General features: G+C 51.9%; 16 protein-coding genes. 8 read left to right on the top strand and 8 right to left on the bottom strand.

Annotation, left to right across the window (positions count from 1 at the left end; all coding sequences use genetic code 11):
• Nucleotides 1–101 precede the first annotated feature (101 nt).
• Nucleotides 102–1,463, top strand: coding sequence for a putrescine/proton symporter PlaP (gene plaP / locus ICA20_RS09445; protein ID WP_003030167.1), 1,362 nt, complete (start codon nucleotides 102–104; stop codon nucleotides 1,461–1,463).
• Nucleotides 1,464–1,523: 60 nt separating this feature from the next.
• Here the strand turns inward: plaP and sbcB are convergent, their stop codons facing one another.
• Nucleotides 1,524–2,948 carry an exodeoxyribonuclease I gene (gene sbcB, locus ICA20_RS09450; RefSeq protein ID WP_038641712.1) on the bottom strand — a complete coding sequence of 475 codons (1,425 nt, stop codon included), beginning with the start codon at nucleotides 2,946–2,948 and terminating at the stop codon, nucleotides 1,524–1,526.
• A gap of 392 nt (nucleotides 2,949–3,340) precedes the next feature.
• On the opposite strand from sbcB, the gene phsA reads away from it, so the two are divergent.
• From phsA to ICA20_RS09485, 7 genes are all read left to right on the top strand, one after another.
• The gene (gene phsA, locus ICA20_RS09455) at nucleotides 3,341–5,614 is read left to right on the top strand and encodes a thiosulfate reductase PhsA (RefSeq protein WP_038641711.1); all 2,274 of its coding nucleotides are present in this window, start codon (nucleotides 3,341–3,343) and stop codon (nucleotides 5,612–5,614) included.
• A gap of 14 nt (nucleotides 5,615–5,628) precedes the next feature.
• Nucleotides 5,629–6,207 carry a thiosulfate reductase electron transport protein PhsB gene (phsB, locus tag ICA20_RS09460; RefSeq protein WP_149282263.1) on the top strand — a complete coding sequence of 193 codons (579 nt, stop codon included), beginning with the start codon at nucleotides 5,629–5,631 and terminating at the stop codon, nucleotides 6,205–6,207.
• A complete protein-coding gene (phsC, locus tag ICA20_RS09465) occupies nucleotides 6,204–6,971 on the top strand; it encodes a thiosulfate reductase cytochrome B subunit (protein ID WP_038641707.1) in 768 nt (255 codons plus the stop codon). Before phsB ends, phsC begins: the two co-directional genes overlap by 4 nt.
• A gap of 139 nt (nucleotides 6,972–7,110) precedes the next feature.
• Nucleotides 7,111–8,283 (top strand): serine-type D-Ala-D-Ala carboxypeptidase DacD, encoded by a 1,173-nt coding sequence (dacD, locus tag ICA20_RS09470; RefSeq protein ID WP_038641705.1) that lies wholly within the window; start codon nucleotides 7,111–7,113, stop codon nucleotides 8,281–8,283.
• A gap of 124 nt (nucleotides 8,284–8,407) precedes the next feature.
• Nucleotides 8,408–8,875 (top strand): DNA gyrase inhibitor SbmC, encoded by a 468-nt coding sequence (sbmC, locus tag ICA20_RS09475; protein ID WP_038641703.1) that lies wholly within the window; start codon nucleotides 8,408–8,410, stop codon nucleotides 8,873–8,875.
• 86 nt (nucleotides 8,876–8,961) lie between these two features.
• Nucleotides 8,962–10,020 (top strand): FUSC family protein, encoded by a 1,059-nt coding sequence (locus ICA20_RS09480; RefSeq protein WP_038641701.1) that lies wholly within the window; start codon nucleotides 8,962–8,964, stop codon nucleotides 10,018–10,020.
• A gap of 238 nt (nucleotides 10,021–10,258) precedes the next feature.
• A complete protein-coding gene (locus ICA20_RS09485; protein WP_032939582.1) occupies nucleotides 10,259–10,594 on the top strand; it encodes a DUF496 family protein in 336 nt (111 codons plus the stop codon).
• A gap of 39 nt (nucleotides 10,595–10,633) precedes the next feature.
• Here ICA20_RS09485 and ICA20_RS09490 read toward each other — a convergent pair whose 3' ends face one another.
• The 7 genes from ICA20_RS09490 to ICA20_RS09520 form a co-directional block, all read right to left on the bottom strand.
• On the bottom strand, nucleotides 10,634–11,500 hold the full coding sequence (locus ICA20_RS09490) for an L-threonine kinase (RefSeq protein ID WP_038641699.1): 867 nt from the start codon (nucleotides 11,498–11,500) through the stop codon (nucleotides 10,634–10,636).
• Nucleotides 11,501–11,592: 92 nt separating this feature from the next.
• Complete coding sequence (locus tag ICA20_RS09495; RefSeq protein WP_038641698.1) at nucleotides 11,593–12,807, bottom strand: acetate/propionate family kinase; 1,215 nt, start codon at nucleotides 12,805–12,807, stop codon at nucleotides 11,593–11,595.
• The gene (pduV, locus tag ICA20_RS09500) at nucleotides 12,792–13,244 is read right to left on the bottom strand and encodes a propanediol utilization protein PduV (protein ID WP_038641695.1); all 453 of its coding nucleotides are present in this window, start codon (nucleotides 13,242–13,244) and stop codon (nucleotides 12,792–12,794) included. The genes ICA20_RS09495 and pduV overlap by 16 nt, the downstream gene beginning before the upstream one ends.
• A gap of 4 nt (nucleotides 13,245–13,248) precedes the next feature.
• Nucleotides 13,249–13,599 carry a propanediol utilization microcompartment protein PduU gene (gene pduU, locus ICA20_RS09505; protein WP_032939586.1) on the bottom strand — a complete coding sequence of 117 codons (351 nt, stop codon included), beginning with the start codon at nucleotides 13,597–13,599 and terminating at the stop codon, nucleotides 13,249–13,251.
• Entirely contained in the window at nucleotides 13,599–14,153 is a 555-nt protein-coding gene (gene pduT, locus ICA20_RS09510) for a propanediol utilization microcompartment protein PduT (protein ID WP_003030201.1), read from the bottom strand. Before pduT ends, pduU begins: the two co-directional genes overlap by 1 nt.
• 2 nt (nucleotides 14,154–14,155) lie before the next feature.
• Nucleotides 14,156–15,511, bottom strand: coding sequence for a cobalamin reductase PduS (gene pduS / locus ICA20_RS09515; protein WP_038641693.1), 1,356 nt, complete (start codon nucleotides 15,509–15,511; stop codon nucleotides 14,156–14,158).
• Complete coding sequence (locus tag ICA20_RS09520) at nucleotides 15,508–16,620, bottom strand: 1-propanol dehydrogenase PduQ (protein ID WP_038641691.1); 1,113 nt, start codon at nucleotides 16,618–16,620, stop codon at nucleotides 15,508–15,510. The genes pduS and ICA20_RS09520 overlap by 4 nt, the downstream gene beginning before the upstream one ends.
• Nucleotides 16,621–16,629 lie beyond the last annotated feature (9 nt).

Below are 16,629 nucleotides of genomic sequence, written 5' to 3' on the forward strand. Positions count from 1 at the left end.
GATACTTACTTAAAAATCGACAGTTGTTGTCGCTGAGGATTAACAAAAAATGGGGCAATTTTTTGCTTACGCGACGGTTTTCGCCGTAATGGAGGATAACCATGTCGCATAACGCTACTCCAAACACCTCTCGCGTGGAATTACGTAAAACGCTTACGCTGGTTCCGGTTGTCATGATGGGCCTTGCCTATATGCAGCCGATGACGCTGTTCGATACATTCGGTATCGTCTCAGGAATGACCGATGGTCACGTCCCGACAGCTTACGCCTTCGCACTGATCGCCATCCTCTTTACCGCACTAAGCTACGGTAAACTGGTACGCCGCTATCCGTCCGCAGGCTCTGCCTACACTTACGCTCAGAAATCCATTAGCCCGACCGTTGGTTTTATGGTTGGCTGGTCATCGCTGCTGGACTACCTGTTCGCGCCGATGATCAACATTCTGTTGGCGAAAATTTATTTTGAAGCGCTGGTGCCTTCGATTCCATCGTGGATGTTCGTGGTGGCGCTGGTGGCCTTTATGACCGCCTTCAACCTGCGTAGCCTCAAGTCCGTCGCTAATTTCAACACCGTGATCGTGTTGTTGCAGGTGGTGCTGATTGCAGTGATCCTCGGCATGGTCGTTTATGGCGTGTTCGAAGGGGAAGGCGCCGGTACGCTGGCGAGCAGCCGTCCGTTCTGGTCGGGTGATGCGCACGTGATCCCGATGATCACCGGGGCTACCATCCTGTGCTTCTCGTTCACCGGTTTTGACGGTATCAGCAACCTGTCAGAAGAAACCAAAGATGCTGAGCGCGTGATCCCGCGTGCGATTTTCCTGACCGCGCTGATTGGTGGCCTGATCTTTATCGTCTCCACCTATCTGTTGCAGTTGTACTTCCCGGATATCTCGCGCTTTAAGGATCCGGATGCTTCGCAGCCGGAAATCATGCTGTATGTTGCTGGTAAGTTCTTCCAGGTCGGCGCGCTGATTTTCTCTACCATTACCGTACTGGCATCCGGTATGGCGGCGCATGCAGGCGTTGCGCGTCTGATGTACGTGATGGGTCGTGACGGCGTATTCCCGAAAAGTTTCTTCGGTTATGTACACCCGAAATGGCGTACTCCGTCCATGAACATCATTCTGGTTGGTGCGATTGCTTTGCTGGCAATCAACTTCGACCTGGTGATGGCGACGGCGCTGATTAACTTTGGTGCGCTGGTGGCGTTTACCTTCGTTAACCTGTCGGTAATCTCCCAGTTCTGGATCCGTGAGAAGCGTAACAAGACGCTGAAAGATCACTTCCAGTACCTGTTCCTGCCAATGTGCGGTGCGCTGACCGTTGGCGCGCTGTGGGTGAACCTGGAAGAAAGCTCAATGGTTCTGGGCCTGATCTGGGCGGGTATCGGTCTGATCTACCTGGCGTGCGTGACCAAAAGCTTCCGCAACCCGGTACCGCAGTACGACGAAGATATCGCGTAATAACTGCATTTAGCTGAAAAAAAAACGGAGACATGTTCTCCGTTTTTTTATACGTGGGATTTAGACAATCTCTTGCGCATATTGCCAGAGTGCTTTCAGCAGCGTCAGCTTCTCTTTGTTATCCGCATAATGCTGACTCAGCATCTGTAATTCATTGGCGTAATTTTGCAAAAACTCCGGCGTGAATACCTGACGACGATGGTCCAGCCAGCGCTGTTGTTCGGCTTCATCCAGCGTTCCAGGGAAGTTACGCGCGCGGTAGTTAAACAGCAGCTTTTCAATGCGTTTATCGACAAAGGTGATATCCAGCGCCGGTAAATTTCGCGGTTCGGTTTCCAGAACGATTTTCATCGCAGCGCGGTCGGCATCGCTGAAAAAGCCGTTGTACAGCTGGGCATCTACGTTATCCGATGGCGCAAAGGGTTCCGCCTCGGCAAAGATAGCCACGACCTTGTCGCGTACCTGTGGGTTTTCGCGCAGAATTTTGAGATTATCCAGACAATGCTGGCGGTTAATACCGAGACGATCGGCATCTTCCGGGCGCAGGGTGTTCGCCTGTGCCAGTACCGGACATTTGTTGATGTGCACCAGTTTAACCGGCACTGCGGGGTTATCTCCCAGATCAGCCTTAGCGGTATAGAGCCGCTCACGCAGCGCGTCGCTGTCCAGTTCGAGCAGCGGTGAAATATCACCGGCCAGATCGACCATGATAACCGCGTTGCGATTTTCCGGATGCCAGGCCAGTGGCGCCACCCAACTGGTGTTACCGCGCCATGCGCCGAACATGCCCGAGACATGGACCAGCGGCTTCATCTGCGGCACATCAATTAGCGCCGCCAGTTTGTGCTTATTACGATGGCTATAGAGATACTCAAACAGACGTGGCTGGCGTGACTTGACTAATTGCGCCATCGCAATCGTGGCATACACATCGGCCATTGCATCGTGGGCGTTGGCATGCTCAATCCCATTCGCTTTGGTCAAATGTTCCAGGCGGAAGCTGGGCAAGCCATCGTCGTTTTCCGGCCAGTTAATCCCTTCAGGACGCAGGGCATAGCAGGCACGCATTACATCCAGCAGATCCCAGCGCGAATTATCGTTCTGCCAGCTCCAGGCATAGGGATCATAGAAATTGCGATACAGAATATTTCGCGTCACTTCATCATCGAAGCGCACGTTGTTATAGCCCAGAATACAGGTTTTCGGTACGGTAAACAGGGCGTGAATACGCGCAGCAAAAGCAGCTTCATTTTCTCCCTTTTCACGTGCTTCTTGCGGGGTGATGCCGGTAATCAGTACCGCCTCGGGCTGTGGTAGATAATCATCTGCGGGTTTGCAATAAAAGACTTCAGGTTCACCGATAATGTTGAAATCATTATCTGTGCGGATAGCCGCAAATTGCGCGGGTCTGTCCAGCGCCGGATGGGTACCAAAAGTCTCGTAATCGTGGAAGAGAAAACCAGGTTGCTGCTTGCCGTCATTCATTGTTCAGTTATGTCCGGGATCAATTTAGCGCTTATCCAAGAATACCAAAAAATAGCGAGGTAATCAGCAAGAGGATTATCGATGCGGAATGGCCTACGCAAGAAAATTGCGCTAAACACGGCTTTGAACGAATGATTAATTATTTTCGTACCATTAAAGGAAATTACTGGAATAAACTTTCTTAAAATCACACTCTGGGAAATAAGTTAATTGATAACCATTATTGTTATTTCATTTTCTGTTTTCTGGATGTTTTAAAAGTCTTTTAAAAACAACGGCCTTATATTTCTATTAATGCGCTTGTATGCATTGTAATAAAATGTGAGTGAGGTTAAAAATTAATAATATAAACTCCATATAATAATTGGATATATCTAATAACAGGAGGTTATATGAGCATAAGTCGGCGTAATTTTTTACGAGGGGTGGGTATAGGTTGCTCAGCCTGTGCAATAGGCAGTTTTCCACCAGGCGCACTGGCGCGGAATTCTCCCGAGCACATAAAAGGGAAAACATCCCTGACGCCAAGTTTGTGCGAAATGTGTTCTTTTCGCTGCCCAATTCAGGCTCAGGTAATTAATAATAAGACGGTTTTTATTCAAGGAAACCCTAATGCGCCTCAGCAGGGGACGCGTGTCTGCGCGCGCGGAGGCAGCGGTGTTAGCCTGGTCAACGACCCGCATCGTATTGTTAAACCGATGAAACGCACAGGACCTCGCGGGAGCGGTGAGTGGCAGGTAATTAGCTGGCAGCAGGCATATAAAGAAATTGCCGAAAAAATGACAACAATAAAAGCGCAGCATGGTCCTGAGGGGGTCGTATTCTCTTCCAAGTCCGGTTCGCTTTCCGGCCATTTATTTCACCTCGCGACGGCTTTTGGATCGCCGAACACGTTTACTCACGCCTCGACATGCCCCGCCGGAAAAGCGATTGCCGCTAAAGTTATGATGGGTGGCGATTTAGCTATGGATATCGTCAATACCCGTTATATGGTCTCTTTTGGCCATAACCTCTATGAAGGCATTGAGGTTGCCGACACCCATGAACTGATGACCGCGCAGGAAAAGGGCGCGAAAATGGTCAGCTTTGATCCCCGTTTATCCGTCTTCTCCAGCAAAGCGGATGAATGGCATGCGCTTAAGCCTGGCGGCGACTTACCGGTGCTGATGGCCATGTGTCACGTCATGATCAAAGAAAATCTGTATGACGCAGACTTTGTGGCACGCTACACCACTGGGTTTGACCAACTGGCTGAGGCGGTCCAGGAGACCACGCCGGAATGGGCGCAAAAGCTCGCTGATGTGCCTGCCGATGTGATTATCCGGGTCACCCGCGAAATGGCCGCCTGCGCCCCTCACGCCATTGTCAGTCCGGGTCATCGTGCGACGTTTTCGCAAGAAGAAATTGATATGCGGCGCATGATTTTCACCCTCAATGTGTTACTTGGAAATATTGAGCGTGAGGGTGGGTTGTATCAGAAAAAAGCGGCGGCAACGTACAATAAGCTGGCCGGAGAGAAAGTTGCTCCCGTGCTGGCAAAACCCGATGCCAAATTACCCAATCCAACGGCGCAGCGTATCGATCTGGTGGCCCCGCAGTTCAAGTACATCGCGGCCGGCGGCGGCGTAGTGCAAAGCATTATTGATGCCGTCTTAAAGCAAACGCCGTATCCGGTGAAGGGATGGATCATGTCCCGACACAACCCTTTCCAGACCGTGACCTGTCGACCAGACCTGGTCAAGACCGTTGAACAGCTCGACCTGGTGGTCAGTTGCGATGTCTATTTAAGCGAAAGCGCGGCGTATGCCGATTATCTTTTGCCTGAATGTACTTACCTTGAGCGCGATGAAGAAGTTTCTGATATGTCGGGCCTGAATCCAGCCTATGCCCTGCGTCAGCAGGTGGTTGAGCCTATTGGTGAAGCGCGTCCGAGCTGGCAAATCTGGAAAGAACTGGCTGTTCAGTTAGGCCTTGGGCAATTCTACCCATGGCAGGATATGCAAACGCGCCAGCTGTACCAGCTTAATGGCGATCATGCGTTATCTGCTGAGTTACGTCAGAAAGGGTATCGCGAGTGGGGTGTTCCGCTATTGCTGCGCGAACCCGAAGCGGTGCGTCAGTTTGTGGCGCGCTATCCGGGCGCGGTAGCGGTTGATAGCGACGGCACCTATGGCGAGCAGCTGCGTTTTAAATCCCCGTCAGGAAAAATCGAACTCTACTCTGCCGAGCTGGAAACACTCCTGCCAGGCTACGGTGTTCCTCGCGCCCGCAATTTTGCGCTCAAAGGCGACAATGAACTCTATTTTATTCAGGGGAAAGTGGCGGTTCATACCAATGGCGCAACGCAATATGTGCCACTGCTGAGTGAGCTGATGTGGGACAACGCGGTGTGGATCCACCCGCAAACGGCCCGTGAAAAAGGCATCAAAAGCGGCGATGACATCTGGCTGGAAAATGCAACCGGTAAGGAAAAAGGCAAAGCGCTGGTCACCGCTGGTATTCGACCCGATACGCTATTCGTCTATATGGGATTTGGCGCCAAGGCAGGAGCCAAAACAGCCGCGACGACGCACGGTATTCATTGCGGTAATTTGCTTCCGCATGTCACCAGTCCGGTGTCAGGTACGGTGGTCCACACCGCTGGCGTTACGCTTCGTCGGGCATGAGAAAGGAGTACATCATGAATCAATCAACAAACCCTTATGTCATGCTGCATGACGAAAAACGCTGTATTGGTTGTCAGGCGTGTACGGTTGCCTGCAAGGTACTGAATGACGTGCCTGAAGGTTTTAGCCGCTTACAGGTGCAGATCCGTTCACCGGAACATGAACCCGAGGCGCTTTCCCATTTCCAGTTTGTTCGTGTTTCTTGCCAGCATTGTGAAGATGCGCCATGCGTCAGCGTTTGTCCAACCGGTGCATCATTCCGCGATGAAAACGGCATTGTGCAGGTGGATAAGTCCCGCTGTATTGGCTGTGACTACTGCGTCGCTGCTTGTCCGTTCCATGTGCGCTACCTCAATCCACAAACGGGAATCGCAGACAAATGTAATTTCTGCGCGGATACCCGTCAGGATATTGAACAGTCGCCCGCCTGCGTTTCCGTTTGTCCGACGGATGCGTTGAAGTTTGGTCGTCGCGATGACCCGGAAATCCAGCACTGGATCAATCAAAAAGAGGTTTATCGCCAGCAGGATACGCGTAGTGGCCCGGTGAGTGTTTATCGGCGTAAAGAGATCCATCAGGAGGGTAAAGTATGAATTCTATCTGGGGAGCGGAACTGAACTATGCGCCGGACTACTGGCCGCTGTGGCTCATTTATGCGGGTGTTATTGTTGTGCTGATGATTGCAGGGCTGATCACGCACGCGCTGTTACGTCGGATGCTGGCGCCAAAAACGGTAACCGGAGAGGAGCACCGGGAGTACCTCTATTCGCTGGCTGTTCGCCGTTGGCACTGGGGAAATGCGCTGCTCTTTATTCTGCTTTTGCTGAGCGGCCTGTTTGGCCACTTCTCTGTCGGGCCGGTAGCGTTGATGGTGCAGGTACATACCTGGTGCGGCTTCGCATTGCTGGCCTTCTGGATTGGCTTTGTGTTAATAAACGCAACCAGCGGCAACGGCTGCCATTATCGCGTGAAGTTAAACGGGTTAATATCACGCTGCCTGCTGCAAACGCGTTTTTATCTGTATGGCATCATGAAGGGCGAGCCGCACCCCTTTGCCGCAACGGCAAAGGACAAATTTAACCCACTGCAACAACTGGCCTACCTGGCCATTATGTACGCGCTGGTTCCGCTGTTGATCATTACCGGCTTGTTATGTCTCTACCCGCAGGTGATGGGGGCGGGGCCGGTAATGCTGGTGCTGCACATGGCGTTAGCGATTGTGGGCTTACTGTTCATCTGCGCACATATTTACCTGTGCACGCTGGGCGACACGCCAGGGCAAATTTTCCGCAGTATGATCGACGGCTACCATCGCCATCGCAGCCATCACGCAGAGACTGCGCCACGCAAAGGATAATTTCGCGCGCGGTTTGTCGCTGACATCCTTATATAACAGCAAGAAAATGTGCCTTATGTCACATTTTCTTGCAATTTATTCAAGTTTGTTCGACAGAACTTCCGTAAAAAGAACGGCTATTTCTCCCTTTTCTGAGGACATGCTGTTGAAACGCTGTTTGTTTATTGCCGCTTCACTATTCACGATGAGTTTTACGTCCGCCTGGGCGACCGATGCCGCCAGCTTCGCCCCACAGCCGCCTGCGATAAATGCCGGGGCGTGGGTATTAATGGATTACACCACGGGCCAAATTCTGACAGCCGGTAATGAACATCAGCAACGTAACCCCGCCAGTCTGACCAAGCTGATGACCGGCTATGTTGTTGACCGCGCAATCGACAGTAAGCGCATTAGTCCAACCGATATTGTCACCGTTGGGCGCGATGCCTGGGCGAAAGACAATCCGGTATTCGTCGGTTCATCCTTGATGTTCCTGAAACAAGGCGATCGCGTTTCGGTGCGCGACCTCAGCCGCGGGCTAATTGTTGATTCCGGGAATGATGCCTGCGTGGCGCTGGCTGATTACATCGCCGGGGGACAACCGCAGTTTGTGGCGATGATGAACAACTATGCGCAAAAGCTGAACCTGCAGGATACCCATTTTGAAACGGTTCATGGTCTGGATGCGCCAGGTCAGCATAGCTCTGCTTACGATCTGGCCGTATTGTCGCGAGCTATCATCCATGGTGAACCGGATTTCTACCATATGTACAGTGAGAAAAGCCTTACCTGGAACGGAATCACGCAGCAAAACCGTAATGGCCTGTTGTGGGATAAAACCATGAACGTGGATGGTCTGAAGACAGGGCATACGTCCGGTGCCGGGTTCAATCTGATCGCTTCCGCCGTTGATGGACAACGTCGACTGATTGCGGTTGTGATGGGGGCGGAGAGTGCGAAAGGCCGTGAAGACCAGGCGCGTAAGCTGCTGCAATGGGGACAACAAAACTTCGATACGGTGCAGGTTTTGCGTAGCGGTAAGCAGGTCGGTACTGAACGGATCTGGTATGGCGACAAAGAAAAAATCAGCCTGGGCACCGAGCAGGATTTCTGGATGGCCCTGCCTAAAGCGGAAGTGGCTAACATTAAAGCAAAATATGTCCTTGATAAGAAAGAACTGGTTGCACCAATCGCGGCACATCAGCGTGTGGGTGAAATTGAACTCTACGATCGGGATAAGCTGGTGGCGCACTGGCCTCTGGTTACGCTGGAGTCCGTCAGTGAAGGTGGCGTTTTCTCGCGTCTGAGCGATTATTTCCACCACAAGGCGTAGTTATTTCCTGGAATACCTGACTGGCAAGAGTGCGAATCTGCTCACATAATAATCACTATTTACTTGTGGCCGTAATACCTAAAAATTACACTGTATATACATACAGTATAATCACGGAGGTTATATGGAGTACGAGATTAAACAGGTCGATAAACGCAGGATTGCCGGTTTTCACATGGTTGGTCCGTGGGAACAAACGGTAAAGCAAGGTTTTGAGCAGTTAATGAAGTGGGTCGACGGGAAGCAAATTGTTCCGCTGGAATGGATAGCCGTTTATTACGACAATCCTGACGTTGTCCCGGCGGAGAAACTGCGTTGCGACACCGTGGTATCTGTGTCTGAAGATTTTGCGATCCCGGAAAACAGCGAAGGGGTGATCCTGACCGAAGTGGCGGGTGGCGACTATGCTGTTGCCGTTGCGCGTGTAGAAAATCATGATTTTGCCACTCCCTGGTATCAGTTCTATGACCGCCTGTTGCAGGATACGACTTTCGAAATAGCTGCTAAACCCTGCTTTGAAGTGTACATGAACAATGGCATCGAGGATGGCTACTGGGACATTGAAATGTACATACCGGTGCAGTCGAAGTAACTGTTTTTGATGCAAATCAGGATGATATTTTCAGGCAAAAAACGAGTACAATTCTGTTATTTGCTATTCGCTGACGGAGTGCATGAGTGCGTGCCAATAAGTCACTGAGCCCTTTTGAAATTCGTTTGTATCGTCATTATCGTGTAGTGCACGGTATTCGCATTGCGCTTGCGTTTATTCTCACTTTTCTGTTGGTACGCCTGTTAAACATTCCTGAAGGTACATGGCCTCTGATCACGCTGGTGGTGATCATGGGGCCTATTTCTTTTTGGGGGAACGTTGTTCCCAGAGCTTTTGAACGTATTGGCGGCACGATCCTGGGATCGGTGCTTGGGCTGGTGGCCCTGCGTCTGGAGCTTTTTTCGCTTCCGCTGATGCTGATATGGTGCGCGGTGGCGATGTTTCTCTGCGGTTGGCTGGCATTGGGCAAAAAACCGTATCAGGCGCTGTTGATTGGTATTACGCTTGCCGTTGTAGTGGGTGCTCCCGCTGGGGATATGAATACGGCGTTATGGCGTGGCGGCGACGTTATTCTTGGATCGTTACTGGCGATGCTGTTTACCGGCGTGTGGCCACAACGGGCATTTATACACTGGCGTATTCAACTGGCGCATTGCGTCACGGGGTACAATCGGGTGTACCAGGCGGCGCTCTCCCCCAATCTGCTTGAACAACCGCGACTGGAGAAGCATTTACAACAGCTGTTGAGCGAGGTTGTCAAAATGCGCGGGCTCATCGTCCCTGCCAGTAAAGAAACCCACATTCAAAAATCCATTTTTGAAGCTATTCAGACGGTTAATCGTAACCTCGTCTGCATGCTCGAGTTGCAAATCAATGCGCTCTGGGCCAGCCGTACCAGTCACTTTGTTATGTTGAATGCGCATACTTTGCGTGAAACCCAGCTCAGGACGCAGCAAGCGCTACTGACAATAACGCATGCATTGTATGAAGGTAATCCGCAGCCAGTACTTGCCAATACGGAGAAGCTCAATGATACCGTGGTGGAGCTGCGTCAGCTTATCGCTGAGCATAAGGGCGATAATGTCGCGGAAACGCCTATTCACGGCTACGTTTGGTTGAATATGGAGATGGCGCGACAGCTGGAGTTACTTTCTCATTTAATCTGTCGCGCGCTGCGCAAATAAAGAGCAGATGAGGGGATTGGTTCTACTGCTGCTTCGATTCAGCAACGATTAGAGGTATGATACTGAAAAAGGCTAAAACCATTGGTAACTGCAATGGCTTTACCCTCGATAATTCAGGTTTCAACCATGCATTGTCGATGCAGATGCAACTTGAAGTATGGCGGGCATGAAAGTAATGTTGACCCACTTTAGCCGTTGTTTAAACGAATCCGAATCTCACATTATCAGGGGTGTAAAAATGGAAACTACCAAGCCTTCTTTCCAGGACGTGCTGGAATTTGTTCGTCTGTTCCGTCGTAAAAACAAACTGCAACGTGAAATCCAGGACGTTGAGAAAAAGATCCGTGACAACCAGAAACGTGTCCTGCTGTTGGACAACCTGAGCGACTACATTAAGCCTGGCATGAGCGTGGAAGCGATTCAGGGCATTATCGCTAGCATGAAAAGCGATTACGAAGATCGCGTTGATGATTACATCATCAAAAATGCTGAGATCTCAAAAGAGCGCCGCGATATTTCTAAGAAGCTGAAAGCCATGGGTGAACTGAAAAACGGCGAAGCGAAAGCTGAGTAACGATTTATGCTTGTCCGGGTCGCTGCTGTGCGGCGACCCTTATTGCAGCTCAACTCCGCCTGTGACCATTCGCAATAAATGCTGTTCCGGCCAGTGAACCGTCAGTTTTTTCTGTGTCAGCATCCATTTTATGTAATCCACATCATGACGCGTTCTGTCCAGCATCAGGCCGACAACGCTGCCACTGTGCGCAACGTTAACGCCGTATAAATCACATTCCTCTACCAGCGCTAATAGTGAATCAAAATCTGGTTTCGGTAACAGCAACTGGCTGGCGGTTGCGCTTAGCGTGGCGGCTTCGCCCATCCGGTAAGGATTTTGGCTGATACAAGCTTCCTGTACCTTTTCCCATGCTCGTTTGAGGGCCGGAGCACCTGCCTGTAACCCGGAATGACGCGGAATACGGTGATAATCAGCAGTGCGCAATGTTTCCGGGCTTTCGAGAACCAGCAGATCGAGTTGAGGCTGGGCTTCGCAGGCAATTTGCGTGGAGGCGTCGTTATGATCGAAAAGGGTAAGCTTACGAAAAACGGTGCTGTCGGTAGGCTCCAGCGAAACGCAAAGTTGCGCCAGCGTAGGCTCATCCAGGTGATGGCCCAGATGATGTGCTGTGGCGACAGCGGTGGCGGCAATATCTGCAGTGCTGCTGGCCATTCCTTTAGCGATGGGAATAGTTGACTGGACATCAATTCGGATATCCTGACTCATCTGCGCCGGGTATTGCCAGTGCTGCAATAGCCGATTAACCATCGCCCGTGAAAGTGGACGTTCCTCTGCCAGCGGCGAGCCTGAAGTGATTTCAACGGTGCTATACCATTCGACCGGGCAGGAGACTAATTTCTCACTGCCCAGAATCCAGCCCTGGATAAGTTCTCCGCATGATGCGGGACATTGCGCAATAGCCACGTATTCACCTTTGTGATCAGCAATCCTCGGCGCATAGTGTCATGGCGATCGCGCTATTACCATGATTTGCCGCAATTTGCAGTGTGGCAGGATTAAGCTGGAATGCCCAACGTCACAGTTTCCGCTATCGCTAAACGCATAACGTCCTGCGCTATCATCAGCTCTTCGTTGGTATTGATCACCGCCACTTTGACCAGCGAATTTTCTGTCTGAATAAAGGTGGCGTTTCGCTGATTTTTTTCTTCATCGACGGCCAGTCCCAGGAAATTCAGATTGCGACAAATCGCCGCTCGCGCCCGCGCTGAGTTCTCGCCTATGCCTCCGGTAAACACCAGCGCATCCAGACCGCCCATCTGCATAATATAGCTACCAATGGTGGCGCGAATTCGCTCGGCAAAAAGCGTCAACGCCAGCGCCGCCTGATGATTACCTGCATCTGCGGCATGTTCAACGTCGCGATAGTCAGGTGAGATGCCAGAGACACCGAGTAAGCCGGATTCATTGTTGAGCAATTGGTTGAGCTGCTGCGGTGTTTTGCCTTCGCGCAGGGCAATCCACGGCAAAATAGACGGATCAATATCGCCACTTCGCGTGCCCATCATCACGCCAGACTGCGGCGTAAATCCCATTGAGGTATTAACCGATTGCCCACCCTTAATGGCGCAGATGCTGCTGCCGTTGCCGAGATGGCAACAAACGACGCGCAGGGCGCTGAGGGGCACTCCCAGCTTTTCAGCAAGCTGGGCACTGACGTATTTGTGGCTGGAGCCATGAAAACCGTAACGACGAATACCCAGCTCTGAATAGTAACGCCAGGGCAGGGGATAAATGAAAGAAGGCTCGTCAAGCGTCTGATGAAAAGCGGTGTCAAAAACCGCCACGGCTGGCGTTTCGGGTAATAGCTGGCGAAATACTGCAATTCCCAACGCATTTACCGGGTTATGTAGCGGGGCCAGTTCCGCAAGACGATCAATTTCCGCCAGCGTTTCATCGGTTACCAGTGCGGAATCTTTAAAAGATTCCCCGCCGTGTGCGACGCGATGCCCCACGCCGTCGATCTCCTGCAGACTGCTGATAATATTGTGGTTGAGCAGTTTTTCCAGGAGCAGCGTCACTGCTTCACGGTGATCGGCTACGGGCAATGTTTCCTGCCATTTTTGCGCAGGCGTTTTAAGGGTGACCTGCGCATCAGACATACCAATACGCTCGATCAACCCCTGACAAATCATTTCACCTTGCGGCATCGCCAGAAGCTGAAACTTGAGCGAGGAACTCCCCGCATTAATGGCCATTATTTTGTGAGACATGAAAGTTCCTTTGCATTCAGAAAAATGAACATCTCATCGACACCTGTATTCTCCAGCGCACTGGTGACAAACACTTTTTGCGCGCCAGCCTCGACTAACCAGCTCTCAACGAGGGAAATGCGCTGCGGATTGGCTAAATCGGCTTTAGTGACGAGGCCAATAACGGGTCGGTTCATTGGGCCGGTGAAACCGGGAGAAAATGGCGACCACGGCGCGTCAGCATTGAGGACCAGCGCGATGATGTCTGCTTCACAGGCGCTGGCCAGCAGCGCACTATACAGACAGCGGTTTTCAAGATATTCGCCCGGTGTATCTATCGCTGTGGGCGACCAGACTATGGCCTGGGTCTTCTGATAGTGAAGCGCTTCTCCCCGCATGCATTGTGTGAGCGACGTTTTTCCGCACTGGCTGGGTCCGATTAGCATGATGCGTTTCATGAGATTACGTCCGGGTGATGGGGCAAGCGGTAAAACGCATCATTTCGCCCAGCGTTCGGGTTACCTGTTTTAGCGCGTACTCAACGGCGGAGACGTCGCCCGTTAGTACCACCGCGCCGGTAAATCGGTCGAGAAAACCAATCTCTACCGCTCCGGATTTCGTGGCGATATCGCAGGCGATAATTGAGGCTTCGCTGGGGGTAATCGTCAAAATCCCGATTGCGGATACTGAATCCTGTAATCCCAGTTTCTTGAACAAATCTTTTCCGGGATTGGCGATAAGATGCGCCAGCGTGACCTGCTTGCCAGGAACATATTCCTGGATCATACGATCCGTGGTGGGCTGTCTTTCCATTATCCCTCCACCATCTGCCGCCACATGCTTTCATGCGGGCGAGGTATAACGGAGCGATAAACCAACAGGCCTTTTTCACCCGCGCTTTCACTGGCAACCGTTACTGCGTTATTCACATCGGATACATCGCCAGCGACAACCATGTAGCACTTGCCGCCAATACCAAATGCCATGTGCACGCGAACCAATGTGACATTGGAAGCTTTAACTGCGCGATCCGCGGCACAGATACAGGCCGCCACGCTCCATGTTTCAACAATCCCGACAGCCTGACGCTTATCCACGCTATTTAACCCGCTGATCGCCGGGAGTACGCTGGCATGGATATTAGGCAGTACCAGACTGTCAACGAGCATATCTCCAGCAAGAGATGTACCAGTGGCTATCGCCTGCTGTACTGCGCCTACGTCACCACCAAGCATAAGCAGGAATTTTCCCGGGCAGATGGTCTTGCTGACCAGTAAATTCACATTCGCGCTTTTTAACATGGCATCGCCAGCTTCCATTCCTTTGGCAATGCTGGTGAGTTCTAAGATCCCTATAGCCTGAGACATGATTAACCTCTTATTACCGTGATGGATTGCTCAGTGATATCGCTGACAATACCGTCAATACTGGCGTGGACTGGCGCACCTAATGCGCCTGCTGGCACATCGGCAACGCATTGACCGCGAACAACGCGATCGCCTTGCTGCACACATGGGATGGCGCTGGCGCCAATATGCTGGCGTAGCAACAGCGTCGTTTCATCGGTGGAATAATCAGTCTCAGCCAATGGCGCATCGTGATACCAGTCGCTAAGACCCAGTTTGGTAATAAGGCGCTTAACCGGGATCAACCGGTACTTCGCCATTTCATCCTCAGGATTTAGCGGCCCTTCATAACGATGGTTGAGCGCCCGTAGTTCGCGTTTAAGCATGCGGTTGATTCGCATCGGCGATATTCCAACCGGACAGGCAACGCTTTCACAGACATTGCATTCTGAGCAGGTCAGGGCTGTGAGCAGCAGTTGTGGTGTGGCCGCCTGCTGATAATTAACCGCGCGAACCAGCAGATGTGGTGATAATTCATGGCCGATTAAGTGCCTTGGGCACAAATCCGTACACAAACGGCACTGTTCGCATACGGTTTTTGCGACGGAAAGCACGGTGCGTTCATCCTGCATTCGCCGCTGAATCAGCGCATGAGATTTTGGTAAAACCAGCAACCCACCGGTGGTCTTGCTGACGGGGGTATCCAGGGAGGTAATAAGACCGCCCATCATCGGGCCGCCATTAATAAATCCTGGATCGTCAACGGTTGCGCCTCCCGCCAGCGCCAGCACCTCGCGAAGTGACATCCCGATAGGGACAGTGAGTGTGATTGGTTTGGCGACTGCGCCGTTGACGGTCAACGTACGACGGGTAACGGGATATTGCTGTTCAACCGCTCTGGCGATGTTGAGCACGGTCTGGACGTTATTAACCACCACGCCGACGCTGACCGGCAGTGCGGCAGGTGGGACCCTCCGGCCTGTTGCCATCCAGATGGTCAGCACCTCGTCACCGGCCGGGTAGACATCAGGTAAAATGTGTAACCGGATATCGGCAGGTAGCAGAGGAGCTAACGCATTGATAGCCTTCTGGTATTTCTCTTTGAGCGCAATAATACCGGCACTGGCTCCGGTAGCCGTCATGGCATATTTAACGCCGCGAATAAGTCGGCCTGCCTGGACGCTCATCAATTGCTGGTCAACTTTTAACATCGGTTCACATTCGGCGGCATTCACCAGAAATGTATCGACCTGCGCCTGTAATTTTACGTGCGCAGGAAAGCCTGCACCGCCGGCTCCAACAACGCCAGCAGCCCGAACGCGTTCGCGTATCGTCTGCGCATCATAAAGCGTGGACTCTGCCGTCATGGCTGTATTCATAATAATTCCTCAAGCAGTTCCTGCATGGCACTGGCGTCGGCAACACGAGGATTGGTTTGCAGCGTGACATCAGCCAGCGCGGCCTGAACCATCGACGGTATACGCTGTGACCAGTTTTGCTTTCCGTCTTTGAGTGCGTCAACGAAAGAAGGTAACGCACACTGTTTTTTGAGAAGCTCAATGTGATGAATGAGCGCATTCAGCGCAGCCGTATCGTTCGCGTTATTCGGGCATAAATGGCAGGCTTTAGCGAAACGGGCATAGCGCTTCGCGGCCCTGGGGTCGCGGGCATTAAAATGAATGACAGGGGTCAGCAGCAGTGCATTGGCAAGTCCGTGGGGCAGATGAAACTGGCCGCCCAACTGATGGGCAATCGCATGGTTTATACCCAACCCCGCCTGACTAAATGCCATTCCTGCGAGCGTTGACGCGTTGTGCATTTTCCCCCTGGTTGCCAGACACTCGCCTTTGCTGACGGCGACGGGAAGGTACTGGAAGACGATTTGTGCCGCTTTTTCCGCCAGCGCGTCGGTGAAATCGCTGGCCTTCGTGGACACGTAAGCCTCCAGCGCATGCGTCAGGACGTCCATGCCGGTATTCGCGGTGATGGCAGGAGGTACGCTGACAACCAGCGTTGGATCGAGGATGGCCATATCCGGGTAAAGCGCATTGTCAAACAAGGGATATTTAATGCCTTTATCCGGATCGCTAATCACGCAGGCGCTGGTCACTTCCGAGCCTGTGCCGCTGGTGGTGGGAATAGCAACACAGGTTTCGATTTCAATACCAAACTGTCGGCTGAACCAAACGATGGCTTTCGCGGCATCCAGCGCTGAGCCTCCGCCAAAACCAATGACAACATCCGGTCGCAGGGACTGCATTTGCGCAATCCCTTGCACCACCGTGCTAATGGTTGGGTCGGGGGTAATATCGCTGAAAATGCTGATGCGATTATCCGCAGGAAGCGTGTTGCGCAGCTTTTCAATCACAGGAGAACGCGCCAGAAAACCATCGCAGATAATCCAGATATGCTTATTCGTGAAACGCTTGAGCACATCCAGGCTTCCCTGGCCGCTGAATAATCGAGTTTGCAGTGAAAAGCTTTTCATAACGGCCCC

The organism is Citrobacter sp. C5_2 (assembly GCF_014596845.2).
Classification (GTDB): Bacteria; Pseudomonadota; Gammaproteobacteria; order Enterobacterales; family Enterobacteriaceae; genus Citrobacter; species Citrobacter werkmanii.

Coding starts and splice junctions, on each gene's coding strand:
- plaP (WP_003030167.1), top strand. CDS start 102: ATGTCGCATAACGCTACTCCAAACACCTCTCGCGTGGAATTACGTAAA.
- sbcB (WP_038641712.1), bottom strand. CDS start 2,948: ATGAATGACGGCAAGCAGCAACCTGGTTTTCTCTTCCACGATTACGAG.
- phsA (WP_038641711.1), top strand. CDS start 3,341: ATGAGCATAAGTCGGCGTAATTTTTTACGAGGGGTGGGTATAGGTTGC.
- phsB (WP_149282263.1), top strand. CDS start 5,629: ATGAATCAATCAACAAACCCTTATGTCATGCTGCATGACGAAAAACGC.
- phsC (WP_038641707.1), top strand. CDS start 6,204: ATGAATTCTATCTGGGGAGCGGAACTGAACTATGCGCCGGACTACTGG.
- dacD (WP_038641705.1), top strand. CDS start 7,111: ATGCTGTTGAAACGCTGTTTGTTTATTGCCGCTTCACTATTCACGATG.
- sbmC (WP_038641703.1), top strand. CDS start 8,408: ATGGAGTACGAGATTAAACAGGTCGATAAACGCAGGATTGCCGGTTTT.
- ICA20_RS09485 (WP_032939582.1), top strand. CDS start 10,259: ATGGAAACTACCAAGCCTTCTTTCCAGGACGTGCTGGAATTTGTTCGT.
- ICA20_RS09495 (WP_038641698.1), bottom strand. CDS start 12,807: ATGTCTCACAAAATAATGGCCATTAATGCGGGGAGTTCCTCGCTCAAG.
- pduV (WP_038641695.1), bottom strand. CDS start 13,244: ATGAAACGCATCATGCTAATCGGACCCAGCCAGTGCGGAAAAACGTCG.
- pduU (WP_032939586.1), bottom strand. CDS start 13,599: ATGGAAAGACAGCCCACCACGGATCGTATGATCCAGGAATATGTTCCT.
- pduT (WP_003030201.1), bottom strand. CDS start 14,153: ATGTCTCAGGCTATAGGGATCTTAGAACTCACCAGCATTGCCAAAGGA.
- pduS (WP_038641693.1), bottom strand. CDS start 15,511: ATGAATACAGCCATGACGGCAGAGTCCACGCTTTATGATGCGCAGACG.
- ICA20_RS09520 (WP_038641691.1), bottom strand. CDS start 16,620: ATGAAAAGCTTTTCACTGCAAACTCGATTATTCAGCGGCCAGGGAAGC.